This window comes from Mycobacterium sp. 852002-51057_SCH5723018 (assembly GCF_001667035.1).
In the GTDB taxonomy this organism is placed as follows: Bacteria; Actinomycetota; Actinomycetes; order Mycobacteriales; family Mycobacteriaceae; genus Mycobacterium.
Genome location: NZ_LZIR01000006.1, coordinates 51,641 through 75,737, shown reverse-complemented (window position 1 = coordinate 75,737; position 24,097 = coordinate 51,641). Strand labels below are relative to the sequence as shown.

Sequence of the window (24,097 nt, the reverse complement as noted above, 5' to 3'; positions counted from 1 at the left end):
CGAACACCGACATGCGCGCCGGCGACGATGCAGAGCGAAGCGATGCTGAGGAGCGGGGCATAACACGCGCCGGCGACGATGCAGAGCGAAGCGATGCTGAGGAGCGGCGCATAACACGCGCCGGCGACGATGCAGAGCGAAGCGATGCTGAGGAGCGGCGCATAACAACCGTCGCCGAGATGCGCCAGTGGCTGCGCAATTACGTGGCCAAGTGCACCGGGCAGTCGCCCGACAACATCGACGAGTCGGTGCCGATGGTGGAGCTGGGGCTGTCGTCGCGCGACGCCGTGGCGATGGCCGCCGACATCGAGGACCTGACCGGGGTGACGCTGTCGGTCGCCGTGGCGTTCCAGCACCCGACCATCGAGTCGCTGGCGACCCGCATCATCGAGGGCGAGCCCGAAGCGGACACCACCGGCGACGACAACACCGACTGGTCGCGCAACGGCCCGGCCGAGCGCGTCGACATCGCGGTGGTGGGGTTGTCCACCCGGCTGCCCGGCGACATGAACACCCCCGACGAAACCTGGCGGGCGCTGATGGAGGGCCGCGACGCCATCACCGACCTGCCCGAGGGCCGCTGGTCGGAATTCCTCGAAGAGCCGCGGCTGGCCGAGCGGGTCGCCAAGGCGCGCACCCGTGGCGGCTACCTCAAGGACATCAAGGGCTTCGACTCCGAGTTCTTCGCCGTCGCCAAGACCGAGGCCGACAACATCGACCCGCAGCAGCGGATGGCGCTGGAGCTGACCTGGGAGGCGCTCGAGCACGCCCGCATCCCCGCGTCGAGCCTGCGCGGCAAGCCCGTCGGCGTCTACGTCGGCGTGTCCAACAACGACTACAGCTTCCTTGCCGTGTCCGACCCGACGGTCGCCCACCCCTACGCGATCACCGGCAACGCGACGTCGATCATTCCCAACCGGGTGTCCTACTTCTACGACTTCCGCGGGCCTTCGGTCGCCGTCGACACCGCCTGCTCGAGCTCGCTGGTGGCCATCCACCAGGCCGTGCAGGCCCTGCGCAACCGCGAAGCCGATGTCGCGGTCGCCGGCGGCGTCAACGCGTTGCTCACGCCGGCGGTCACGCTCGGTTTCGACGAGATCGGCGCAGTGCTGGCCCCCGACGGCCGGATCAAGTCGTTCTCGTCGGACGCCGACGGCTACACCCGCTCCGAGGGCGGCGGCATGCTGGTGCTCAAGCGGGTCGACGACGCCCGCCGCGACGGCGATCAGATCCTGGCGGTGATCGCCGGCAGCGCGGTCAACCACGACGGCCGGTCCAACGGCCTGATCGCGCCCAACCAGGACGCGCAGGCCGACGTGCTGCGCCGCGCCTACAAGGACGCCGGCATCGACCCCCGCACCGTCGACTACATCGAGGCACACGGCACCGGCACCGTCCTCGGTGACCCGATCGAGGCCGAGGCGCTCGGCCGCATCGTCGGCCGGGGACGCCCCGCCGATCGCCCCGCGCTGCTGGGCGCGATCAAGACCAACGTCGGCCACATGGAGTCGGCGGCCGGCGTGGCCAGCATGGCCAAGGTGGTGCTGGCGCTGCAGCACGACAAGCTGCCGGCGTCGATCAACTTCGCCGGGCCCAGCCCCTACATCGACTTCGACGGCATGCACTTGAAGGTGGTCGACCAGGCCACCGATTGGCCGCGCTACGGCGGCTACGCGCTGGCCGGGGTGTCGAGCTTCGGGTTCGGCGGCGCCAACTCGCACCTGGTGGTGCGCGAGGTGCTGCCGCGCGACGTCGTAGAAAAAGAGGAGCCGGAACCCGAGCCCGAACCCCAAGCGGCCGCCGCGACCGAGGCGCCCCCCTCGGGAACGTTTGAAGGCCACTCGCTGCGGTTCGACGAATACGGCGAACTCCTCAGCGACGGGGCGGCGGACGAGGAAGAATCCGAGCTGCCGGGCGTCACCGAAGAGGCGCTGCAGCTCAAGCAGGCCGCGCTGGAAGAGCTTGCGACCCAAGAACTTCCGCCGCCGGTGATCCCGCTCGCGGTGTCGGCGTTCCTGACCTCCCGCAAGAAGGCCGCGGCCGCCGAGCTGGCGGACTGGATGGAAAGCCCCGAGGGCCAGGCGTCATCGCTGGAATCGATCGGCCGGTCGCTGTCGCGGCGCAACCACGGCCGCTCGCGCTCGGTGGTGCTTGCCCACAACCACGAGGAGGCCATCAAGGGCCTGCGCGCGGTCGCGGAGGGCAAGCAGCGGCCGGGCGTGTTCAGCGTTGACGGGCCGGTGACCAACGGCCCGGTGTGGGTGCTGGCCGGGTTCGGCGCGCAGCACCGCAAGATGGGCAAGAGCCTGTACCTGCGCAACGAGGTCTTCGCCGAGTGGATCGAGAAGGTCGACGCGCTGGTCCAGGACGAGCTGGGTTACTCGGTGCTCGAGCTGATCCTGGACGACTCGCAGGACTACGGCATCGAGACCACCCAGGTCACCATCTTCGCGATCCAGATCGCGCTGGGTGAGCTGCTCAAGCACCACGGCGCCAAGCCCGCCGCGGTGGTCGGCCAATCGCTGGGCGAGGCCGCGTCGGCCTACTTCGCCGGTGGCCTGTCGCTGCGCGACGCCACCCGGGCCATCTGCTCACGTTCGCACCTGATGGGCGAGGGCGAGGCCATGCTGTTCGGCGAGTACATCCGGCTGATGGCGCTGGTCGAGTATTCCGCCGACGAGATCAAGACGGTGTTCTCCGACTTCCCCGAGCTGGAGGTGTGCGTCTACGCCGCACCCACCCAGACGGTTATCGGCGGTCCGCCCGAGCAGGTGGACGCGATCATCGCCCGCGCGGAGTCCGAGGGCAAGTTCGCCCGCAAGTTCCAGACCAAGGGCGCCAGCCACACCTCGCAGATGGATCCGCTGCTGGGTGAGCTGGCCGCCGAGCTGCAGGGCATCCGGCCGATGAGCCCGACGGTCGGGATCTTCTCGACGGTGCACGAGGGCAGCTACATCAAGCCCGGCGGCGAGCCGATCCACGACGTGGACTACTGGCGGAAGGGGCTGCGCCACAGCGTCTACTTCACCCACGGCATCCGCAACGCCGTCGACAGCGGGCACACCACCTTCCTGGAGCTGGCACCCAACCCGGTGGCACTGATGCAGGTGGGCTTAACGACGGCCAGCGCTGGTCTGCATGATGCCCAGCTGATCCCGACGCTGGCCCGCAAGCAGGACGAGGTCGAGTCGATGGTCTCGGCGATGGCGCAGCTCTACGTGTACGGCCATGACCTGGACATCTGGAGCCTGTTCACCCGTGCTGCGGGCCCAGCCGACTACGCGAACATCCCGCCGACCCGGTTCAAGCGCAAGGAACACTGGCTGGACGTGCACGTCGCCGCCGGCGGCAGCGGCGCGGCGATCATGCCGGGCAACCACGTGGCGCTGCCCGATGGCCGCCACGTGTGGGAGTACGCGCCGCGGGGGCTGACCGACCTGCCCGGGTTGGTGAAAGCCGCTGCGGCACAAGTCCTTCCGGACGCGCAACTGGCCGCGGCCGAGCAGCGTGCGCTGCCGGGCGAGGGTGCCCGGCTGGTGACGACGCTGACCCGCCATCCCGGCGGCGCCTCGGTGCAGGTGCACGCGCGCATCGACGAGTCCTTCACGCTGGTGTACGACGCGCTGGTGACGCGGGGCGGCGCCGAAGCGGTGTTGCCGGCGGCGGTCGGCGCCGGCGCGGCTGTCGCTGAGGCGGCGGCGGTCACGCCGGAATCGCCTGAGGAAGAGCCGGACGGTGGAACGCTGTCGGACAGCCTGACCAACCGCTACATGCCGAGCGGCTTCACCAAGTGGTCACCGGATTCCGGCGAGACCATCGGCGAGCGACTGGGTGCGATCGTCGGGGCGGCGATGGGCTATGAGCCCGAGGACCTGCCGTGGGAGGTGCCGCTGATCGAGCTCGGCCTGGACTCGTTGATGGCGGTGCGCATCAAGAACCGGGTCGAATACGACTTCGACCTGCCGCCGATCCAGTTGGCGGCGGTGCGTGACGCCAACCTCTACAACGTCGAGAAGCTGATCGAGTACGCGATCGAGCACCGCGACGAGGTCGAGCAGCTGCACGAGTACCAAAAGACGCAGACGGCCGAGGAAATCGCCAGGGCCCAAGCGGAATTGGTCAGCGGCGCGACGCCCAGCAGCGTGATCGTTCCGGCGCCCGACCCGCAGGCCGAGCCGGAGACGCAAGCACCGCCGGTTTCTGAGGCTCCCCTTCCGCCGCCGCCGACGGACCCGTCCGGCCCTTCGGCTAACGGCGGACAGCCCAACCTCGCCGGGGCGGCCGAGGCGCTCAACCAGCAGGCGGTCGCCAAGGTCCTCGACTCCGACGTGCCGCCGCGTGACGCGGCCGAGCGGGTCACGTACGCCACCTGGGCGATCGTCACGGGCAAGTCGCCGGGCGGCATCTTCAACCGGCTGCCCAAGCTGGACGCCGACACGGCCGCCAAGATGGCGCAACGGCTTGCGGAGCGCGCCGAGGGTCCCATCACCGCCGAGGACGTGCTGACGTCGGAGAACATCGAGGCGCTGGCCGACAAGGTGCGCGAATACTTCGAGGCCGGCGTGGTCGACGGGTTCGTCCGCACCCTGCGGGCGCGCCCCGAGGGCAGCGCGAAGACGCCGGTGTTCGTGTTCCACCCGGCCGGCGGGTCGACGGTGGTCTACGAGCCGCTGCTGAACCGGCTGCCCGCCGACGTCCCGATGTACGGCTTCGAGCGGGTCGAGGGCACCATCGAAGAGCGTGCGGCACAGTATGTTCCGAAGCTGATCGAGATGCAGGGCGACGGGCCCTACATACTGGCCGGCTGGTCGCTGGGCGGGGTGCTCGCCTACGCGTGCGCGATCGGGCTCAAGCGGATGGGCAAGGACGTGGAGTGGGTCGGCCTGATCGACGCCGTGCGCGCCGGCGAGGAGATCCCGCAGACCAAGGAAGAGATCCGCAAGCGCTGGGACCGCTACGCCCGGTTCGCCGAGAAGACGTTCAACGTCACCATCCCCGAGATCCCCTACGAGCAGCTCGAGCAGCTCGACGACGAGGGACAGGTCCGCTTGGTGCTCGACGCGGTCAAGGAGAGCGGGGTGCAGATTCCGGCCGGGATCATCGAGCACCAGCGCACGTCGTACCTGGACAACCGGGCCATCGACACCGCCCAGATCCAGCCGTACGACGGCCACGTCACCCTCTACCTGGCCGATCGCTACCATGACGACGCGATCATGTTCGAGCCGCGGTACGCCATCCGCAAACCGGATGGCGGCTGGGGTGAGTGGGTTTCCGACCTCGAGGTCGTGCCGATCGGTGGCGAGCACATCCAGGCCATCGACGAGCCGATCATCGCCAAGGTGGGCGCACACATGACCCAGGCGCTCAACAAGATCGAGGCAGAACGGCAGCAGGCCAAGTCAGGACAAGGTAGGTAGGCCAGCAGTGACAGACACCGTGCCAGCTCCAGCGCAAGCTCCGGTCGTCCACACCACGGCGGAAAAGCTGGCCGAGCTACACGCTCGGCTGGAGCTGGCCAAGGAGCCCGGCGGCGAGAAGGCCGCCGCCAAGCGCGACAAGAAGGGCATCCCGAGCGCCCGCGCCCGCGTCCACGCGCTGCTGGATACCGGCACTTTCTTCGAGGTCGGGGCGTTGGCCAAGACCCCGAACGACCCCAACGCGCTCTATGGTGACGGTTGCGTCACCGGGCACGGCATGATCAACGGCCGCCCGGTCGGGGTGTTCTCCCATGACCAGACGGTGTTCCAGGGCACGGTCGGCGAGATGTTCGGCCGCAAGGTGGCCCGGCTGATGGAGTGGTGCGCGATGGTCGGCTGCCCGATCATCGGGATCCAGGACTCCGGCGGCGCCCGGATTCAGGACGCGGTCACCTCGCTGGCGTGGTACGCCGAGCTGGGCCGTCGCCACGAGGCGCTGTCCGGGCTCGTGCCGCAGATCTCCCTCATCTTCGGCAAATGCGCTGGGGGAGCGGTGTATTCGCCGATCCAGGACGACCTGCTCGTCTCGGTGCGCGACCAGGGCTACTTCTTTGTCACCGGTCCCGACGTGATCCGTGAGGTCACCGGCGAGGAGGTCACCCTCGACGAGCTCGGCGGCTCCGACGCGCAGGCCCGCTACGGCAACATCCACCAGGTGGTCGAGTCCGAGGCCGAGGCGTTCCAGTACGTGCGCGACTACCTGTCGTTCCTGCCGTCCAACTGCTTCGACAAGCCGCCGATCGTCAACCCGGGGCTGGAGCCGGAGATCACCCCGACCGACCTGGAGCTCGACGCGATCGTGCCGGACTCCGACAATGCGGCCTACGACATGCACGAAATCCTGCTGCGGATCTTCGACGACGGCGACTTCCTCGACGTCGGCGCGCAGCACGGGCCGGCGATCATCACCGGGTTCGCCCGCGTCGACGGGCATCCGGTCGGCGTGGTGGCGAACCAGCCGATGCACCTGTCCGGCGCGATCGACAACGAGGCCTCGGACAAGGCGGCGCGGTTCATCCGGTTCTGCGACGCGTTCAACATCGCCCTGGTCTTCGTGGTGGATACGCCCGGTTTCCTGCCCGGGGCCGAGGAGGAGAAGAGGGGCATCATCAAGCGCGGCGGGCGGTTCCTCTACTCCGTGGTGGAGGCCGACGTGCCGAAGGTGACCATCACGATCCGCAAGTCCTACGGCGGCGCCTATGCCGTGATGGGGTCCCGGCAGTTGACCGCCGACTTCAACTTTGCCTGGCCCACCGCGCGGATCGCGGTGATCGGCGCCGAGGGGGCCGCCCAATTGCTGATGAAGCGGTTCCCCGACCCGACCACGCCCGAGGCGCAGCAGATAAAGAAGGACTTCATCGAGGGCTACAACCTCAACATGGCGATTCCGTGGACCGCCGCCGAGCGCGGGTTCATCGACGCCGTCATCGACCCGCACGAGACCCGGCTGCTGATCCGCAAGTCGATGCGGCTGCTGCGGGACAAGCAACTGTGGTTCCGCGTCGGACGCAAGCACGGGCTGATCCCGGTCTAGTTTTCACCGCTCGGCGGTGAAAGCGCCGCCCGCCAGCTCGTCGAACCGCTCCAGCGCCTCGTCAGCGTCGGCGTCGATGCCGCGCAGCGGCCCGCGATCGGCGAGGTAGCGCTGCGCGTAGAGCCTGGCGACCAACGCCTTGCGGTCGCCGCCGCGCGTTTCCCGCTCCCAGGCGGCCTGCTCGGTAAGCAGCGCGCCGGCGTAGACATCGCCCATGAACTGTGCCAGCGGGAACAGCCGCGCCTCGGCCACGCCGCCGTCCAGCTTGCCCCAGGCCGTGGTCGCCGCGTCGAGGTCTTCGACGCGGCGCGCCACCTGGCGGGTCGTCTGGTCGTCGTCCGACACCGAGATCGCGTCACGCAGCCGCGCCAGCAGCGCCTCGTGCGCGCGGGCCTTCTCGATGCCGCGCCGCACATCGAGGCACAGGATGTTGTCGGGGCCTTCCCAGATGGTGTTGACCTGGGCGTCGCGCAGCAGCCGGGCCACCGGCCAGGTCTCGATATAGCCGTTGCCGCCGTGGATTTCGATCGCGTCGGACGCCGCGGTGATGCCGAGTCGACAGACCTTGAGCTTGGTGACGGGCACCGCGATGCGCTGCCGCATGGCGCGCGGCTGGCGATGATTGGCGGCGCCGGTCCCGTCGAAAACCAGCGCTTGCGCGGCCTCGACGTCGACGATCATCTCGGCGAGCTTGCGCCGCATCAGCGGCTTGTCGATGAGCGCGCCGCCGAAGGCGTGCCGCTGCCGGGCGTAACACAGCGATTCGACCAGGGCTCGGCGCGCGTTGCCGAGCCCGAACAACGCGATGCCGAGCCGCGCGGCGTTGGTCAGCTCCATCATGCGGCCGAGCCCCCTGCCGTCGGAGGGGCCCGCCTGCTCGCTCGGCTCGCCGGACAGCAGGAACGCCTCGGCGTCGACGAACTCGACCTCGCCGGAGGCCACGGAGCGGGTGCCGAGCTTGTCCTTCAGCCGGCGCACCCGCACGCCGTTGCGCGAACCGTCGCGGCGGGTCCGCAGCACCAGGAAGTTGGCGACGCCGCGGGTCGAGTCGGGGGCGCCCTCGGGCTTGGCCAGTACGACGAACGCCTCGCCGGCGCAGTTGGACGCAAACCACTTGAACCCGTTCAACAACCACGCGTCTCCGCACCGGGTCGCGGTGGTCTCGAGCGCGCCCAGGTCCGAACCGCCGGTGCGCTCGGTGAGCAGTTGCGCCGTCTCGCCGGCCCACTCCCCGGAGGCGAACTTGGCCAGCACGTGCTCGCGCACGTCGGCCGGCGCATAGGCCGCCACCAACGCCTGCACCATGCCGCCGCCGGTGCCGAGCGCGCAGCCCATCCCGATGTCGGCCTGGTTGAGCAGATAGTTGGACGCGAACAGCGCCAGCCCCGAGCTCGCCTTGGCGTTGCGCGCGTCGTCGCGCAGCGCCTGCTGGGCGTCCAGCACGGCGCGCTTGGACTGCGTGAACGACGCCGGCATGACGACCTGGCTGATGTCGTGTCCCCACCGGTCGTAGCGTTCCAGCCGCGGCGGGTTGGCGTCGGTTTCCTCGGCCCAGCGCGCCACCGGCCCGCCCATCAGTTCGCCCATGCGCGCCAAATGTGGCTCCACCACGGCCAATTCGTCGGGCGCCAGGTAGTAGGCCATGGTGAACCGCAGGGTGGGGTCGGTGAGGTACCAATTGAGACCCACCGCCCCGCGGTAGTCGTCGGTTCGGTAGCGCCGTGACTTCTCCGGGGTGGAGAAGGGCAGCCTGCGCGGCCTTTCGAAGGCCTCTAGGCCGTAGTCGCTCATGACGCGACGGTATTACAGCCGAAACCCCAAGTGAAAGACGCTCACCGCACGGTCTTCCCTTGCGGCCGGCAGCGGCGGATGATCGGGTCGGTGGCTAGATTTCAAGGCTAGTTATCAAAGGGAGTCGATGATGAAAGCCGACGTGGGAGATTGGCTCGTAATCAAGGGCACGACAACGGAGTTAGCTGATCAGCGGGGTGAGATCACCGAAGTGCGCGGGACGGACGGTGCCCCGCCCTACGTGGTGCGCTGGCTTACCAGCGGCCATGTGGCGACGGTGTTTCCGGGCTCGGACGCGCTCGTCGTCAGCGCGGCCGAACAGCAGCAGGCCGACGACCGGGCACGGCATCGGGTCGGAAACTGACCCGCAAAGGGTTTATACCGGCGCCAGGAATTCGGACGTGTAGAACTCGGCGGGGTTTTGTGAGTGCGGGTCCGGGCGTTCCACGATCACCCAGACGCCAGTCGTGCCGGATCGAATTCCGTCTTGAATGGTCACCGTGGCGGCGCCAGCCCCATCGGTGTCCAATCCGGTATAGGCGGTGCCAGGATCGCCGGGCCCGCAGGTGGCCGAGGATGGCCGTGGTTCCTGGATCAGGCCGACGTCGTAGTGGGTTCCCGGACGATTCGGTATTACCACGTGCACCTCTGCCACCGCCGTCGATCCCGTGGTCCGGATGAGCGCGGATCCGGTGCCGAGGGCGGGAAACTGCACCATGGCTGCCTCGCTGATCAGGCTGAAATCGCAGCGCCTGAGCTTGCTGTCCAGAGCGACGGTGGTGCCGCTCCCGGCGGTTGCCGCCGCGATGTCAAACGTCGCCGCCGAAGAGATCGCCACGGTGAGCGTCGCCGCATATGTCCCGAATCGTGCCAGCGTGTGCATGAGGCCACCTTTTTCCTATTTGTGAGCTACCTCACAGGGAAAATAGGTATTGACCGGCTGCCGTCGAAATTAAACGTCGGACCAAGAATTACCCAAGCGTCAATTTCCGTGCTATTCGACTAATGGCGAATTGGGCGACGTATGAATTTAATTCCGCCCGTTGCGTATTAGGGTTTGATCCGGATCTGTCCCGGCGACCACCAGCCGCTGCGCGTCGCGGTACCCAGGTCGAGCTGGGCGGGGTGGGCGTCCGCGACGGTGTCGAACCTGCGCAGCGAGCCCCAGTCGCGGCCCCAGTCACGGGAGAGATAGGTGGACATCACGTGGGCCCGCAACAGCAGGTCGGTGATGCCCAGCAGCCCCCCGTTGACGCCGTCTTCCCAGGTGTCGGTGTCCTGCTTCTTGGCGTTGTAGTCCGGCGTGATGCGGAATTTCGGGATGTCGGTGACGCCGTTGACGTGCAGCATCGGCTGCTGGCACGGGAAGGCCAGGCCGACCGCCCAGTCCAGCAGCACGGGCTGCGACGACCCGACGTACTCCTGCACGGAGCGCAGTTCAGGCACTCGCGGCGGCGTCACCGCGATCCAGTCGTCCGGCGTCAGGGAGAGATCCTCGGCCACGACCCGGACCGCAACCGCGTCGGCGGGCATCTGGGACCGCGCGAAGCGCAGGTTGCGCCACACCTTCGGCTGTTCGCCGTACAGGTCGTAGGGCGCTATCCGCCCGGCCGGCAGCACATCACCGCCGGGACCGGGCCTGCCGTATTCGAGGACGACGGTCTGCCCGGAGGTGTGGCCGTGCAGCACGCTGTTGCCCGCGATCGTGCCCGCGGCGGTCACAACCACCAGGGGATGCCCGTCGTCCGGCTTGGGCAGCTGGTACCACGCCGATGTCAGCCTGCTCTGCTGTTGAGGGCCGGTGGTGTAGCTGCCGGCCACGGGAACCTGATCCGGGTTGAGGCCGTAGGGCAGCGGTGCCAGGGATCCATTGATGCCGGGTGCCGTCAGCTTGGTCGGTCCATACCAGTCGTAGTCGGTGCCCGGCTGCGGCACCGCCGTTTCCCGAACGGCCTCGGCCAGGGTGCGTTCCGGTATCCCGTTGGGGGAGAATCCCATTGGGCTGACACCACCCAGCGGGCCCAGCGGGCCGTAATTGTCGGGTAGGGGCGCCATGAAGCCGGCGTTGCTGTCGGGCTCGACGAGCACGTCGTCGGCGAGGGCACAGCCACCGGCGAATTCGCGCAAGTTGGACCAGCCATTGGAGTAGGTGGGATACTGGCGCACGATCCCGGCCACCATGGACGCGACGAACACCAGCGCCATGAATCCGGCCGCGATCGGCACCGGCGCCGCCGTCACCGCCCGCGCCAGCCGGCCCTCACCCCGATCCCGCGACGCGAAGTGCAGCCATGTCGCCCAGAGCGCCGCGATCGCGAACAAGGCGAAAAAGACTGTGCTGACAGTGATTCCGGCGAGCTTCGGCATTGCGCTGTTGAACGGCACGCCGTAACTGGATACATACCACCAGCCGTTGAAGGTGGCGAAACACAGCGCCAACACGAACAACACCGCCGCCGCGAACGCCATGCGGTTGCGCGACCAGCGCAGCACCTCGTGTGACACCAGCACCGTGGTCAGCGCTGCCATCGCCGCGCCCACCGCGGCGAAAAGCCCGAAGTGGTGCACCCACTTCGTCGGCGTGAACATCAAGAAGAACATGGTGCCGAAGATGACACCCATCAGCCGCCACGCCGGCCCGCGTGCCACACCGGGGATTCGCTTGCGGCGCAACATGATGAATACGGCCGTGAAAAGGCAGAGCCCGGTGATCAGGAAGCCGAATCGCCGCGACATTGCACCGTCGACGGTGGGCAGGAAGAGGTAGTAGTAGCGCAGGTTCTCCGTGTACCACGCTTGGCTCGGACCGATCGCGGTGCGAATCCTGGTGGCTTCCAACACCGTTGACAGCGTCTGGTCGGCGAAGACGACGGTGAGTACCACGAAACCGGCAGCCAGCATCGGGGCGACCAGCGGCCACGTGCCGACCAGGCGATGACGATGGACCAAGATCCGCAGGATCGGACGGCCACCGGCGATCAACGCGGCCACCGCGATCAGGCCCGTGGGCTGCACAGCCAAAGTGAATGCCGCAGTGATGACCGCCAGCGCCGCCGGGGTCATGCGGCTGTACCGCATCGACCGCTCGATCAGCACGTACGTGACCAGCGAACCGAGCGCGATGATGGGCTCGGGGCGAAGCCCGTTGTTGAACGGCATCCAGGCGGTGAGCAGGATCATGCCGGCCGCCCAGTTAGCGGCAGCGCTGGACGTCACCGCCGGCCCCAGCCGGGGCAGCACCTCACGCGACAGCAGCAGCCAGCACACCAGCCCGGCCAACAGGTCGGGCAGTCGCATCCACAGGCTGTGGTCGCTGACGTGGGTCATCAGTGCCAGCAGGTTGTAGTACCACCCGAACGGGTCTTCCGGGCTGCCGAACCAGCGGAAGTAGTTCGACATGTAGCCCGCGTGGTCGGCGACCCGGGCCATGCCGAGGATGTAGCCGTCGTCAGAGGAGTTAGCGCCGATCAGGTGCCACAACAGGAAGCCAAATATCACTGCGGCGTCCACCAGCGTGAACTTGCGCCAGCTCTTCGGTATCCAGCGGTGCATGCGCCGGCCGTCCAGCTGATCCAGCCGCCACAGCGCGACCAGCGCGACGATCGTGGCCAGGATCGCCAGCACCATCGCGGACAGTTTCAGCGTCGTCGGCGTGGTGGAGAACCGGGTGTCGATGGTCGCCGAGAAGCGCAGCCCGGGCGGGGCCGGACCGGTCAGGTCGGTGAACACCCCGACGATCTGCGGGCGCAGGTTGGGGTCCGAGAACCCCCCGCCCACCGGCTTGCCCGAAGGATCGGTCAACCCGACGAAGGTGGCGAAGGTGCCGGCGCGGGTGGAGGTGATCTCGATGCGTTGGCATTGCGGGGACGCCGCCTGGGCACGCGACACGCTTGCGATCACCACGTTGCGGTCGGTGACGTCGACGCGCTGGCTGCTGGCGACGACGAACAACGCGTTGAGCGCAGCGTCCTTGCCCTTCTTGGGTGCCGTACTCAGCACGACCCCACCGTCGGGCGGCAGGCCACCCACCACAGAGCACGGCACGGTTGCCGTCACGTCGACCGGCGTCAGCGAGATCAACGGCGCGGTAACGCTATTCAATTGGCCGTTTTGCGGCCAGTTCAGCTGTGCCGTGGTCTGCACGACGGGCAACAGCGGTGTCGCGACCGATAACACGAAGCCGACGAGCCCCGCGATCGTTGCGACCCAGCGCGTCACGCGCACATTGTCACGGGTGCCGCGTGGCGCGGTGGCCGCTTCCTGGTCGTGGTTGATGACGCTCATGGCAGTGCCCTGATGGGTCCCTGCCGGCTCCAGCCGCGCACTGTGATCACACCCTGTTCGACAACGGCGGCCGGCGCCTGATCGGCCGGCACCAACGGGAAGTACTCCTCGACCGATCCCCAGTCGCGGTACCAGTCGCCGCGCAGGTACGTCGAGATCGTCGAGGTGCGCAGCATCGTCTGGGTGAACAGGAACGGACCGCCGGCCTCGCTGGCCTGCCACCCGTTCGACGACGCCGCCGTCTGTTTGTGGTCGGGCAGGATGCGGTATTGCGGAAGTTCGGCAACGCCAAGGTGTTCGGAGAAGGGCCGCTGGCACGGGAAGTTGGCGGCGGTGGCGACGTCCATCAGCACCGGTGTGTGCGATCCGATCAGTTGCTGCAGGGTCTGCAGTACCGGGACGCGCGGCGGCGTGAACGCGAACCACTGCTCGGAACTCAGGTTCGGGTCGTAGGCGACGATGCGGGCCACGTTGGCCTCCGGGGGCGCCCAGGTCAGCGGGAACCGCAGGTTGCGCCACGCCGGCTCCGGCCCGATGTCGATCGGCTGCACCTCCGCGAGCGGCTGGGTGGTGCCGTCGGGGCGAGCGACGCCCCACTGCAACTTCAGCGACTGCCCGTAGGTGAAGGTGCCGTCCTCTTTGTACGACCAGATGGCACCGGCGGCGGAAACCACCACCAGCGGCCGGTCCGGGCTGCGTGGCGGCAGCTGGTACCAGGCCGACGTCGCGGTGGCGGCCAGCGAAATTTCGCCGTAACTGCCCATCACGGGCGTGCGGGCCGGGTCCAGGCCGAACGGTAGCGCCACGTGCGACCCGTTCACCCCGCCCGGGCCCTTCCCACCGGCCGTGCCCGCGGAGTCACTCATGGTGGCGTTGGGCTTGTTGGGTGACGCGTCGGAATTCACCACGCCCGGTTTGGTCACCACCGGGTAGGACCTCAGGTCATCGCCCACCCCTTCGGGTTTGAACCCGACAGGGTTGGTTCCCCCAAGCGGGCCGGCGGGCCCGAATGGCTGGCCCGGAATCGGTTGCAGCAGACCAGCATTGGGATCAGGTTCGGCCAGCACGTCGTCGCCCATCGCGCAGCTTTGCGGGGAACTCCCCGCAATATCCGCAGTGATCGCGGCCAGGTTGGCCTTGGCGGTGGTGTAGAGCGGGTAGCGGAAGACGGCGCCCTTGGCCAGCGAGCCGACCTCGCCGAGGACCATGATCGTCGCGACCACCAGCAGCGGGGTGGAGGCCAGCACGCGGTTGCGCCGGTTGTCCTTGACCTCGGTGTGCCCGGTGTAGTCCATGCGGAAGTGCTGCCAGCCGGCGAGCAGCCCGGTCAGGATCGACAACGTCAAGAACATCGACGTCACCGGATGGCTGGCGATGACGGGTTGAATGTCGTACCAGGGCACGCCGTAGTTGCCGACGTAGAACCAGCCGTTGATTCCCGAGGTCGCCCACGCCAGCACGAACAGCAGCGCGGTTACGTACAGCGTCAAGTTGCGGCGGCTGTGCAGGCCGATCCGGGCGAAGGCGAACGCGGTGACCGCGCCCAGGGCGCCGGCCAGCCCGGCGAATGCGCCGAACTGCACGGCCCACTTCGTCGGCGTGAAGGTCAGCAACAGGAGGCCCACCGCGGCCGTGCCGATCAACCGCCACGCCGGGCCGGTGGCCAATCCGGGCACCCCGCCGCGCCGCAGCAGCACGACCAGCATCCCGAACAGGCACAAGAGCAGCACCAGCACGGCGAAGCGCCGCGACATCGACCCGTCGGGGTTGGATTCCACCGTGAGGAAGTAGTAGCGCAGGAAGTCCTGGTACCAGGCGATCGTCGGGCCGACCTTGTATTTGATGCGTGCCGACTCCGCGACCGTGGCCAGCGTCTCGCTGCGGAACACCACCACGAGGATCAGCGCGAGCGACGCGGCCAGCACCGCCAGCGGTGCGAGGAGCCCGTCGGTCACCCGGCGCCGCCGGATCGCCTGGGCGACGGCGCGCGCCCCGGTCAGCAGCGCGGCGACGGCGATCAACCCTTGCGGCGCCAGGGCCGCGGTGAGCATCGCGACGATGATCGCGACGGCGGCCGGCGCGATGCGCCGCAGCGCGATCGCGCGTTCCACCAGCATCCAGGTGACGAGCACGCCGAGCGCGATCAGCGGCTCGGGTCGCAGCCCGTTGTTGAACGGCAGCCACGCGGCCACGAACACGGCCCCCGCGGTCAGCACGGCCACCCCGTTGGCCCCCAGGCCACCCCTGCCGGGACCGAGCCTGCGCAGCATGCAATGGCCGATGATGAGCCAGCACACGATCCCCGCCAGCGTGGCCGGTATCCGCATCCACACTCCGGCCGTGCTCACCGCCGCGAACTTGGAGAGCACCGCGAGATACCAGTCGAACGGCGCCTCGGTGGTGCCGAAGTAGCGGTAGTAGTTGGCGATGTAGCCGGCCTTCGGCGCGACCCGGGCGATGGTCAGGTTGTAGCCGTCATCCGACGACGTCGCGCCGATGACGTGCCAGACCAGCAGCGTTCCGATCACGGCGACGTCGGCGAGCCACGTCGCCGCGCCGACGCGCCACCAGGAGGCCGGATGCACGCGCGGGCGGTACCGGGCCAGCCAAGCGATCGGAGAGCGCCAGTTGACCAAGGAATCGGAACCGCGGCTGCGCCGATCCAGGGCCGCCATCGCCAGGATGGCGACCAGGACCGACAGGGCGCCCAGCGCCATCACGATCTTCTTCAGCGCGGTGGGAGCGGTGATGAACCGGGTGTCGACGTGGATGCGGGCCGACAGCCCCGGCTGCTGCGGCACCTTTAAATCAGTGAAGATCCCGCCCACCTGAGGCTTCTTCTCCGACGGCAAGATGCCCGAGGCGCCGGGGATGCCGACGAAATCCGCACCGGCCGCGCCGACGTCAGACCAGACGTGCAGCACGCTGCAGGCGCCGGCGGCGACCGCCGAGCGCTGCGCCACCGCGGCCACGGTGTCGCGGAACGCCACGACGATGACGTCCTTGTCGGCCCGCACGAAGAGCCCGTTCTTGCCGGTGTCGACCCCACCGGCCGGCAGCGTCGAGACCACCAGTCCGCCGTCGGGCGGCAATGTGGCCATCGCCGGGCACGGGATGGAGATGTCCAGCGCCCGCGGCGCCCCCGACACCAGCGGGGCGGTGATCTGGGTGACGTGCCCGTCCGTGGTGCCCTGCGGCCACAGCACCGTCGCCGTGGTCTGCTTCACCGGGAGCAACGGAACGAGCGCGCACAACAGCAGGCCCGCGATTCCGGCGACGACGGCGATCAACCGGGGGATGCGTGGCGATCGCTCATCGTCGTGGGGCACGAGGCTCGATGGTAAGGGACACTTCTTTGTGCGGTGGCGATGCAGGGCCGTGAAGCGGGGCTGACGTGTGGCGCTGAAACGCCAAATCCACCCTGGTGGCCTCGCATGCGATCAAAATGGTTTGCTGAGGCCGTCAACGACCCGGGAGGCTGGCAGCGCGATGACGAACGCAGGTCTCGGGTTTGGCGGCTTGGGACCATTACTGATGACCAGCCACGGCGTCCGGGTGCCGGTGGGCGCGCCGAAGCAGCGCGCGGTGCTGGCCATGCTCTTGATCAACCGCAACCGCCCGGTGTCCGTCGACTCGTTGATAAATGCGGTATGGGGTGACGAGCCGGTGCCCGCGGCGCGGACCAGCATCCAGGCCCACGTGTCCAACCTGCGCCGGCTGCTGCGCGACGCCGGGGTCGACGCGTACCAGGTGCTGGCCAGCGCTCCGCCGGGATATCAACTCAGCGTCGCCGACACGGACTGCGACCTGGGACGCTTCAGCGCCGAGCGGATGGCGGGAACCCAGGCCGCCGCCGCGGGGCGCTTCGAGGATGCCAGCGGCCACTTTTCGCTGGCGCTGGGCGAATGGCGGGGGCCGGTGCTCGACGACCTGCGCGACTTCGCCTTCGTGGACGCCTTCGCCACCGCGCTGACGGAAGAAAAGGTGGCGACGCACACCGCGCGCGCCGAGGCCGAGATTGCCTGCGGCCGCGCCGGTGCGGTGATCGGCGAGCTCGAGACGCTCGTCGGCGAACATCCCTACCGTGAACCGCTGTGGGCGCAGCTGATCACCGCCTATTACGTCACCGAGCGTCAGTCCGATGCGCTGGGCGCCTACCGGCGACTCAAGTCGGCGCTGGCCGAGGGGCTAGGCATCGATCCGGGCCGCACGGTCAGCGCGCTGCATGAGCGGATCCTGCGCCAGGAGCCGCTGGGCGTGGCGCGCGCGACCCTGACCACCCACAAGCGCGGGGTCTACCAGGAGCCGGCGGTGGCGGAGACAGCCGTCGCCAGGCTGCGTGACAAGGGCGGGGGGCTGCATCCGCTGATGGGTGCGATCACCCGGATCGGGCGGTTCACGGACAACGACATCGTTCTCGACGACACCGAGGTCAGCCGCCACCACGCCGTGATCACCGACACCGGAACGGGTTTCATGATGACCGACTTGCGTTCTACCAACGGCGTCGAGGTGCAGGGCCAGCGCATCCGCGGCAGCGCCACGCTGGCCGACGGCGACCGCATCTGCATCGGCGGCCACGAGTTCACCTTCGAGATCCGCCCCGGCTGACGATCTATGCACCCAGCCGTTCGGCCAGCGCGCGTTGGCCAGGGCCGCCGAGCTCCGGAAGTGCCGCGGGGCGACCGGTCATTGCCATCAGGAGCGCCTCGCCCGGACCGGTGACCTCGGGTCCGCGGCCGTGCGCCCAGTCGACGTCGGTGGCGCGCAGCCGCAGTCCCCTGATTCGGCGTCCGGCGCCGAGCCGGGGGTTTCCCGGCACCAGCCCGAGCACCCGCGTGAGCCGGTCGGCCGGGATGTTGCGCGGCCGGCCAAGGGCGCGGCGGATGTCCTGGTGGTGGACGGTGCCGTCGACGAGCGCGATCATGCCGCCGAACCGAGCGGTCAGCCCCTGGGGTGCGAGGTGGCTGCGGAGGAATTCGAGCAGCTGCGGGGGTGTCAGGGCCGCGAACTCGTCGACGCCCACCTGGTTGGCCCGCACGATCCAGCCCTTGGCGAAGCGCCTCAGCAATCCGGCCGCGCCGAGCTCTTCGTAACTGATCACATGCGCCACAACGTCTTTGACGCTCCACTTGGCACAGAGGCTGGGCGCCTCCCAGTCCTGCGGCGCCAACGTGGCCAGGAATTCCGCGAGGTCGGCCCGCTCGGCGCGGGCCATGGCCATCAGGGTGTCCGTCACGTGCCCGTCTCCACGCCGAACAGGCGGGCGTAGCGATCCAGATAAAGCGGCCAGCCCGCATCGCCGTCGACGCCCTCGGCCACCGACTCCCAGCCGGCACCGTGGCGGTCGATGTGGCGGTGTTCGAGGTCGACGCGCGTGCGGTCGCCGGACTCTGCGGTGAAGCGGACTTCGACCTCGCTGGTCTTGCCTTTGTCGGCCTCAACCTGCCAGGTCGGACCGATGTCCCAGCTGAACACAACGCGGTGGGGCGGGTCGTAGGCGAGAATGCGCGCCCACCGGCATTCGCTGCCGTCGACGCCGCGGTCGTAGATGTGCCCTCCGACCCGGGGCTCGAACACGGTCTCGGCGATCGGGACGCCAAGCAGGTTGTGCTCGCGAGGCTTGAAGTCGCCGAACCGCTCGGTGAAGACGGCGAACGCGCGCTCGATCGGGGCGTCGACCACGACCTGATGCGCGACTCTTCGTTGCTCGGTCATGAGGGTTCTCCTGTCATCTCTGCTCGTCTGTTCCATCTCTGCTCAACTGTTCAACGGTCTGCGCGTAGCCGGCCAGCGCTTGGGTCCAGAACCGGTCGAGGTCGGCGCGCAACGTTTCGAGCCCGGTCGGGTCGAGCTGATAGACGCGACGCGTTCCGGCGGCGCGATCCCGAACCAGCCCGGCGGACTTGAGAACTTTGAGGTGCTGCGAAACCGCCGGCCTGCTGACCGGCAGCCCGCGGGCCAGTTCACCGACGGCCGCCGGACCGTGCGCGAGACGCTCGACGATGGCCCGGCGCGTCCCGTCCGCCAGGGCCAGCCAGGCATCGCCGGGTCGGCGGTCTTGGTAAGTGACCACGAACCGTAAGTCTAGGCTTACCGTTGGCGAGCCACAATCCCCTTGGTGACGCCGGCGCGTCAGGCTACCCTGACATCGTGGGTCTTTCCGGGGCCTGGGAGCAGGCGCAAGAGGCATGGCGACGGCTCGCCGCCCGCGCCGGACGTCCCAGCGAGGACGGGCTTGACGCACTGTCCGACATCGGCACCGTGCGCCGGATGCTGGACCAGGCGGAGTTGGAGGCGGTGCGGGCCGCCCGACAGCTCGGCAAGTCTTGGGCCGAGATCGCCACCCACCTGGGCGTCACGCGGCAATCCGCGTGGGAACGGTGGCGAGACCTGGACCATTCCCCCGGCGCCGAATCGGCCACGGTTGGTGACGCCGCCGCCGAGCTCGTGCAGATCCGCTTCCGGGAGGCGCCCTGGAGCGCGAGAGTGACGGTGCCGAATGTCGTTGGGCTCGAATGGATTGCCGCCCGCGACGCGCTCACCGCCGAGGGACTGGTCGCCATCAGCGCGGAACCCGACGTCCCGACCACGCCGGGCGAGCGGGGCTGGATCGTGACCGACCAAAGCCCCGAGTCCGGCGCGCGGGTGAGGTCGGGATCGGCGGTCCGGCTGTGGCTCAAGGGCGACGGCGGCGCGGGGGTTCGCGAACCGCGGCGTCCCCACCCCACACCCAGGTCGGCCCGCGAGATGCGGCCCGAGCCACGCGACCAGGCCGTCGGCTAAGCCGCCGGCGCACGCAAGGAATTCGCAAGCGTCTCGCAAAGCCGCGGCAAGCCCTCCGCGCCACTATTCCGTTGTCGGCAACCCGCCGAGGACTTAGGAGGAATCATGAATAGCCAGCTGAAGCGGATCCTGTCTGGGGCGGTGCTCTGTGGCGCCGTCGCCGGCGCCGGCGTGGGGCAGGCCGGCGGAATAGCCCGGGCCCAGCCCGCCCCGATGGTGTGCCAGGACCCGAGCTCGCCGCCAAGCCCGACGAACAGCTGCACCTATCAATGGTGTCCGGGCTCGCCGGTCTTGAAGAACATGCCCGACTGGGACAAAAGCGTCTGTCACCCTTGGTATTTCGACAAGAACAGTCCCGTGACGAACTCGACGATCATCGAAGGGTTTCCGCCGCCGCGGCCGCCGTCGCCGCCGTGCATCCCGTTCGTGAACTGCCTGCCCGGACTCTAATCGACACATCAGTACGCGTTCGCTACCACCGCCAGGTCAGGTGCTTGCGCGGATGCTCGCCAAATAGCCTTGCGCGGCAACCTGCTTGAACCGACGGTCGGCGCCTTACACCTGCGGGCATCAAGTCGCGCGTCCTGACCGACCTGTTCCAGGTAGTGCCAGGGCCACCCGCGCCGGGCGCGACGGCGTTATGGTCGTGTAATGCCTGATCAGCAATCGCTGGCGACGTTTCTTCGGGCCCGTCGCGATCTGCTGAAGCCCGCCGATGTGGGGCTTGCCGAGGGCGAGCGCCGACGGGTGGCCGGCCTGCGCCGCGAGGAAGTCGCGCTGCTGGCCGGTATCAGCTCCGAGTACTACCTGCGGCTCGAGCAAGGCCGCGAACGGCAGCCTTCTGATCAGGTACTCGAGGCCCTTGCCGGCGCGCTACATCTCAACGACGACGCCACCGAATACATGCGCAACCTGGCCCGCCCCGCTCCGCGCCGCCGTCGACGCGGCGCGGCCTCGGTCGAGAAAGCCGATCCCGGTCTGCAGACACTGATCGACACTTGGCACCTGACCCCGGCGTACGTGGCGGGCCGGCGTATGACGATCCTGGTCGCCAACGCGATGGCTCGCGCGCTCATGCCGTACTTCGCCCCCGGGCTCAACCAGCTGCGGTTCGTGTTTTTGGAGCCCGAGTTGCGCGCGTGGGTGCCCAACTGGGACCAGGTCACCGACGTCTTGGTGTCATGGCTGCGGTACAACATCGCCGAACAGAGCCCTGATGACCCCGAACTGCAGTCGCTGATCGGTGAGCTCAGCATCGCGAGCCAACGATTTAGCACCTTGTGGGCGCGCCAGGGCGTCAAGCAGAAGACCAGCGGACCGGCCCTGTTCAACCACCCCCAGGTGGGCCGGCTTGACTTGCGCTACCGCGTATTTCGGCTTCCCGAAACGTCTCAGGCACTGGTCACCTACTACGCGGAGCCCGGCACACCGTCGGAGGAGCGGCTGCGTTTGCTTTCCAGCCTCGCCCAGCCGCCCGCATAAGCAGTCGCCCGTTAAATTACGGCACTGCACTACCTTCGCTTCCGGTGCTCGTGCTGACTGACTGCGCTGGTACCAGTAAAACGTCGGCCTGGATGCTAGCTCTCACACACGAGACGCTGGGTGTCAGATACCGACGCTCAAAGGAGCCTTTGGACAATGACCAGCTTTTCGTCAGTCACACAGGAATTTTCTGAACGTGTCCGCGACAACCAAGACCGCCTCAGGTCCGCCCTGCGGCCGCGCTACGACTTCATCGTCTGCGGCGCCGGCTCGTCCGGCTCCGTGGTCGCCGCGCGGCTGGCCGAGGACCCGGACGCCAGCGTGCTGTTGCTGGAGGCCGGCGGCTGCGACGACCTGCCGGCGGTCACCGAGGCCGACCAGTGGCCGATCAACCTTGGCAGCGAACGTGACTGGTGTTTTCGTGCGGCACCGAACCCGCTGGTCAACGGGCGATCCATACCCATGTCGATGGGCAAAGTGCTCGGCGGTGGATCGGCCATCAACGTCATGTGCTGGGCTCGTGGCCACCGCGCCGACTGGCAGTTTTGGGCCGACGAAGCCGGAGACCCGAACTGGGGTTACGACGCGGTGCTGGACATCTACCGCCGCATCGAAGACTGGCACGGTCCCGCCGACCCCGCCTATCGGGGAACCGGCGGACCGGTCTTCGTCCAACCGGCTCCCGAACCCAGCCCGTTGGCACCGGCCACCGTAACGGCGGCGCGTTCCATCGGAATACCGACATTCGAAAATCAGAACGGGCGGATGATGGAAGGGCCGGGCGGAGCAGCGATCGCCGATCTCCGCGTGCGAAACGGCAAGCGGCAAACGATATTTCGCTCATACACCTATCCCCTCATGGACCGACCCAACCTCACGGTGCTCACCGGCGCGCTGGTGACGCGGGTCAACTTCGCCGCCAACCGCGCCACCGGCGTGGAAATCTCCTACCGCGGCTCCACTCTGGTCATCGGCGCCGGGGCCGAGGTCGTGCTTTCCTTGGGAGCGATCCACACACCCAAGGTGCTGATGCATTCGGGCATCGGGGACGAGGCGGAGCTGCGGAGCGTGGGAATACCGGTACGCGAGCACCTTCCCGGGGTGGGTCGCAACTTTCAGGACCACGTGTCGCTGTACTGCGTGTGGCAGGACCGGGTGCCGTTGCCGCCGCGCAACAACATGGCCGAATCCACCATGTACTGGACGACATCTGACTGCGACACCCCCGACGTGTTCATCTGCCAAGCCGAGGTCCCCATCGGCACCGAGGAGACCATCACCCGATTCGGACTACCGCCAACCGGATGGACACTCAATGCCGCCATCGCCCGCCCCAATAGCCGCGGCAGTCTGCGTTTGACCGGGCCCAACCCCAACGACCCGATTCACATCGACGCCAACACCTTCGCCGATCCCGCCGACCTCAAGACGGCGATCGCCGCGGTGGAGCTCTGCCGCGAAATCGGCAACGCACCAGCGCTTCGACCATTCGTGAGCCGCGAGGTGATGCCCGGCGACCTGAAAGGCCCCGACCTCGAGAACTATGTCCGCGACGCAGCCACCAGCTACTGGCACCAAAGCGGAACCGCCAAGATGGGACGAGACGCGGCCTCGGTCGTCGACGCATCACTGCGCGTCTATGGGACAGAGAACCTCCGCGTCGCCGACGCGTCGATCATGCCGCGTATTACAACCGGCAACACCATGGCTCCCAGCGTGATCATCGGTGAACGCGCCGCACAAATGATCACCGCCGACCATTCGGGCCGGCACGGATCGGTGCTCAGTCGGTGACCGCAGAGGTCGCTTTGACGAACCGGACGGCGTTGGTGACCGGCGCCACCGGCGGAATCGGATCGGTGATTTGCAATCGCCTCCTCGCAGATGGGTTGTTAGTGCGCGCTATTGACGTGGTCGGTTCGCCCGACTTTGCCGTGGACCTGGCGGCCGACCCCATTCCGCCGGACGCCGTCGCCGATGCCGACATATGTGTCTGTGTGGCGGGAGTCGTCGATACCTTCGCCCCGGCGCATTCCATGTCGTCCGAGAAGTGGTCCCGTGACATCGACATCAATCTCACCGGCTCATTTCACGCCATCCAGGCATGCTTGCCGGGCATGCGGGAGCGTCGCTTCGGACGCGTGGTCGCGATCGCGAGCACGCGGGGGCGGACCGGCTCACCCGGCATGATCGCCACGCCTAAGGTACTGACGCTGGCCGAGCACGATCAGGACCGCATCCGAGAAGCAATACCCACCCGACGATTTGGTGAACCCGGCGAAGTTGCAAGCTTGGTCGCCTTTCCCCGTCAGCGAGAGCGCCGGATACATTACGGCACAAGACATCGGCATTGCCGGCGGACTTGAACTCAATAGCCTGTTCGTCGGTCCAACCCGATCGATGTACAACGCGATCGGTGTGGTGCTCGGCGGTATCGTCTGCGCTCTGCTTGATGCCGCGGCTAGTTTTGCGCTGCTTGCGTGCTGCCACAGCGCAAAGGCCTGATGTCGGTGGAGATAAAAGTCAATTCGCTCAAGGCGATCCATCCCGGCAGAGGCCTCCTGCGTGCGGAAGGCACTGTGGTCAAGGCAGGTTCGCGCATTGGTTTCACCACCGGCGTGGTGATCGATGGCAGTGGTGAACCGGTTGCGACGGTGTCAAGCACGTTGTTGGTGTTCGACGTTAGCTGGCCGCTTCTGCGACGTTAGAACGAGGAACCCCTTGCCTGTCGGACGCATGC

Annotated in this window: 17 protein-coding genes; 10 read left to right on the top strand and 7 right to left on the bottom strand. The window is 68.1% G+C overall.

Going from position 1 to position 24,097, the window contains the following annotated elements:
* The first annotated feature begins 11 nt into the window (after positions 1-11).
* Both pks13 and A5764_RS02190 read left to right on the top strand, forming a co-directional pair.
* A complete protein-coding gene (gene pks13, locus A5764_RS02195; RefSeq protein ID WP_082951423.1) occupies positions 12-5,420 on the top strand; it encodes a polyketide synthase Pks13 in 5,409 nt (1,802 codons plus the stop codon).
* A 19-nt stretch (positions 5,421-5,439) separates the two neighbouring features.
* A complete protein-coding gene (locus A5764_RS02190) occupies positions 5,440-7,014 on the top strand; it encodes an acyl-CoA carboxylase subunit beta (protein WP_369807264.1) in 1,575 nt (524 codons plus the stop codon).
* Positions 7,015-7,017: 3 nt separating this feature from the next.
* Here A5764_RS02190 and A5764_RS02185 read toward each other — a convergent pair whose 3' ends face one another.
* Positions 7,018-8,805: an acyl-CoA dehydrogenase family protein gene (locus A5764_RS02185; protein WP_067107833.1), complete on the bottom strand. Its 1,788-nt coding sequence runs from the start codon at positions 8,803-8,805 to the stop codon at positions 7,018-7,020.
* A gap of 130 nt (positions 8,806-8,935) precedes the next feature.
* On the opposite strand from A5764_RS02185, the gene A5764_RS02180 reads away from it, so the two are divergent.
* Positions 8,936-9,169: a DUF1918 domain-containing protein gene (locus A5764_RS02180; protein ID WP_067107831.1), complete on the top strand. Its 234-nt coding sequence runs from the start codon at positions 8,936-8,938 to the stop codon at positions 9,167-9,169.
* A gap of 12 nt (positions 9,170-9,181) precedes the next feature.
* On the opposite strand, the gene A5764_RS02175 is transcribed toward A5764_RS02180, so the two are convergent.
* The 3 genes from A5764_RS02175 to A5764_RS02165 all read right to left on the bottom strand — a co-directional run bounded on the left by A5764_RS02175 (position 9,182) and on the right by A5764_RS02165 (position 16,418).
* The gene (locus tag A5764_RS02175; protein ID WP_067107828.1) at positions 9,182-9,688 is read right to left on the bottom strand and encodes a hypothetical protein; all 507 of its coding nucleotides are present in this window, start codon (positions 9,686-9,688) and stop codon (positions 9,182-9,184) included.
* Positions 9,689-9,855: 167 nt separating this feature from the next.
* Positions 9,856-13,089 (bottom strand): arabinosyltransferase domain-containing protein, encoded by a 3,234-nt coding sequence (locus A5764_RS02170; RefSeq protein WP_067107825.1) that lies wholly within the window; start codon positions 13,087-13,089, stop codon positions 9,856-9,858.
* The gene (locus tag A5764_RS02165) at positions 13,086-16,418 is read right to left on the bottom strand and encodes an arabinosyltransferase domain-containing protein (RefSeq protein ID WP_067107823.1); all 3,333 of its coding nucleotides are present in this window, start codon (positions 16,416-16,418) and stop codon (positions 13,086-13,088) included. Before A5764_RS02165 ends, A5764_RS02170 begins: the two co-directional genes overlap by 4 nt.
* Before the next feature lie 160 nt (positions 16,419-16,578).
* Between A5764_RS02165 and A5764_RS02160 the strand changes: the two genes are divergently transcribed.
* Positions 16,579-17,700, top strand: a complete 1,122-nt coding sequence (locus tag A5764_RS02160; RefSeq protein WP_067107820.1) for a BTAD domain-containing putative transcriptional regulator — start codon at positions 16,579-16,581, stop codon at positions 17,698-17,700.
* A 4-nt stretch (positions 17,701-17,704) separates the two neighbouring features.
* Here A5764_RS02160 and A5764_RS02155 read toward each other — a convergent pair whose 3' ends face one another.
* From A5764_RS02155 to A5764_RS02145, 3 genes are read right to left on the bottom strand one after another with little or no spacing between them, the layout of a single operon-like run.
* Positions 17,705-18,328: a maleylpyruvate isomerase family mycothiol-dependent enzyme gene (locus A5764_RS02155; RefSeq protein ID WP_067107817.1), complete on the bottom strand. Its 624-nt coding sequence runs from the start codon at positions 18,326-18,328 to the stop codon at positions 17,705-17,707.
* On the bottom strand, positions 18,325-18,807 hold the full coding sequence (locus A5764_RS02150) for an SRPBCC family protein (protein WP_067107814.1): 483 nt from the start codon (positions 18,805-18,807) through the stop codon (positions 18,325-18,327). The genes A5764_RS02155 and A5764_RS02150 overlap by 4 nt, the downstream gene beginning before the upstream one ends.
* 13 nt (positions 18,808-18,820) lie before the next feature.
* Positions 18,821-19,165: a helix-turn-helix transcriptional regulator gene (locus A5764_RS02145; RefSeq protein ID WP_067107812.1), complete on the bottom strand. Its 345-nt coding sequence runs from the start codon at positions 19,163-19,165 to the stop codon at positions 18,821-18,823.
* Positions 19,166-19,242: 77 nt separating this feature from the next.
* Between A5764_RS02145 and A5764_RS27090 the strand changes: the two genes are divergently transcribed.
* The 6 genes from A5764_RS27090 to A5764_RS02120 all read left to right on the top strand — a co-directional run bounded on the left by A5764_RS27090 (position 19,243) and on the right by A5764_RS02120 (position 24,065).
* On the top strand, positions 19,243-19,875 hold the full coding sequence (locus A5764_RS27090) for a PASTA domain-containing protein (RefSeq protein WP_082951419.1): 633 nt from the start codon (positions 19,243-19,245) through the stop codon (positions 19,873-19,875).
* A 105-nt stretch (positions 19,876-19,980) separates the two neighbouring features.
* Positions 19,981-20,325: a hypothetical protein gene (locus A5764_RS28015; RefSeq protein WP_156664454.1), complete on the top strand. Its 345-nt coding sequence runs from the start codon at positions 19,981-19,983 to the stop codon at positions 20,323-20,325.
* A gap of 201 nt (positions 20,326-20,526) precedes the next feature.
* Positions 20,527-21,357, top strand: coding sequence for a helix-turn-helix domain-containing protein (locus A5764_RS02135; protein WP_067107810.1), 831 nt, complete (start codon positions 20,527-20,529; stop codon positions 21,355-21,357).
* Between the two features lie 156 nt (positions 21,358-21,513).
* On the top strand, positions 21,514-23,151 hold the full coding sequence (locus A5764_RS02130) for a GMC family oxidoreductase (protein ID WP_082951418.1): 1,638 nt from the start codon (positions 21,514-21,516) through the stop codon (positions 23,149-23,151).
* The gene (locus A5764_RS02125) at positions 23,148-23,723 is read left to right on the top strand and encodes an SDR family NAD(P)-dependent oxidoreductase (RefSeq protein ID WP_197501173.1); all 576 of its coding nucleotides are present in this window, start codon (positions 23,148-23,150) and stop codon (positions 23,721-23,723) included. Before A5764_RS02130 ends, A5764_RS02125 begins: the two co-directional genes overlap by 4 nt.
* 114 nt (positions 23,724-23,837) lie before the next feature.
* Positions 23,838-24,065 (top strand): PaaI family thioesterase, encoded by a 228-nt coding sequence (locus A5764_RS02120; protein WP_067107804.1) that lies wholly within the window; start codon positions 23,838-23,840, stop codon positions 24,063-24,065.
* Positions 24,066-24,097 lie beyond the last annotated feature (32 nt).

What these genes read in the sequence shown, in the direction of transcription:
- pks13 (WP_082951423.1), top strand. Translation starts at nt 12, where the DNA reads ATGCGCGCCGGCGACGATGCAGAGCGAAGCGATGCTGAGGAGCGGGGC.
- A5764_RS02185 (WP_067107833.1), bottom strand. Translation starts at nt 8,805, where the DNA reads ATGAGCGACTACGGCCTAGAGGCCTTCGAAAGGCCGCGCAGGCTGCCC.
- A5764_RS02180 (WP_067107831.1), top strand. Translation starts at nt 8,936, where the DNA reads ATGAAAGCCGACGTGGGAGATTGGCTCGTAATCAAGGGCACGACAACG.
- A5764_RS02175 (WP_067107828.1), bottom strand. Translation starts at nt 9,688, where the DNA reads ATGCACACGCTGGCACGATTCGGGACATATGCGGCGACGCTCACCGTG.
- A5764_RS02170 (WP_067107825.1), bottom strand. Translation starts at nt 13,089, where the DNA reads ATGAGCGTCATCAACCACGACCAGGAAGCGGCCACCGCGCCACGCGGC.
- A5764_RS02160 (WP_067107820.1), top strand. Translation starts at nt 16,579, where the DNA reads ATGACGAACGCAGGTCTCGGGTTTGGCGGCTTGGGACCATTACTGATG.
- A5764_RS02150 (WP_067107814.1), bottom strand. Translation starts at nt 18,807, where the DNA reads ATGACCGAGCAACGAAGAGTCGCGCATCAGGTCGTGGTCGACGCCCCG.
- A5764_RS28015 (WP_156664454.1), top strand. Translation starts at nt 19,981, where the DNA reads ATGAATAGCCAGCTGAAGCGGATCCTGTCTGGGGCGGTGCTCTGTGGC.
- A5764_RS02135 (WP_067107810.1), top strand. Translation starts at nt 20,527, where the DNA reads ATGCCTGATCAGCAATCGCTGGCGACGTTTCTTCGGGCCCGTCGCGAT.
- A5764_RS02130 (WP_082951418.1), top strand. Translation starts at nt 21,514, where the DNA reads ATGACCAGCTTTTCGTCAGTCACACAGGAATTTTCTGAACGTGTCCGC.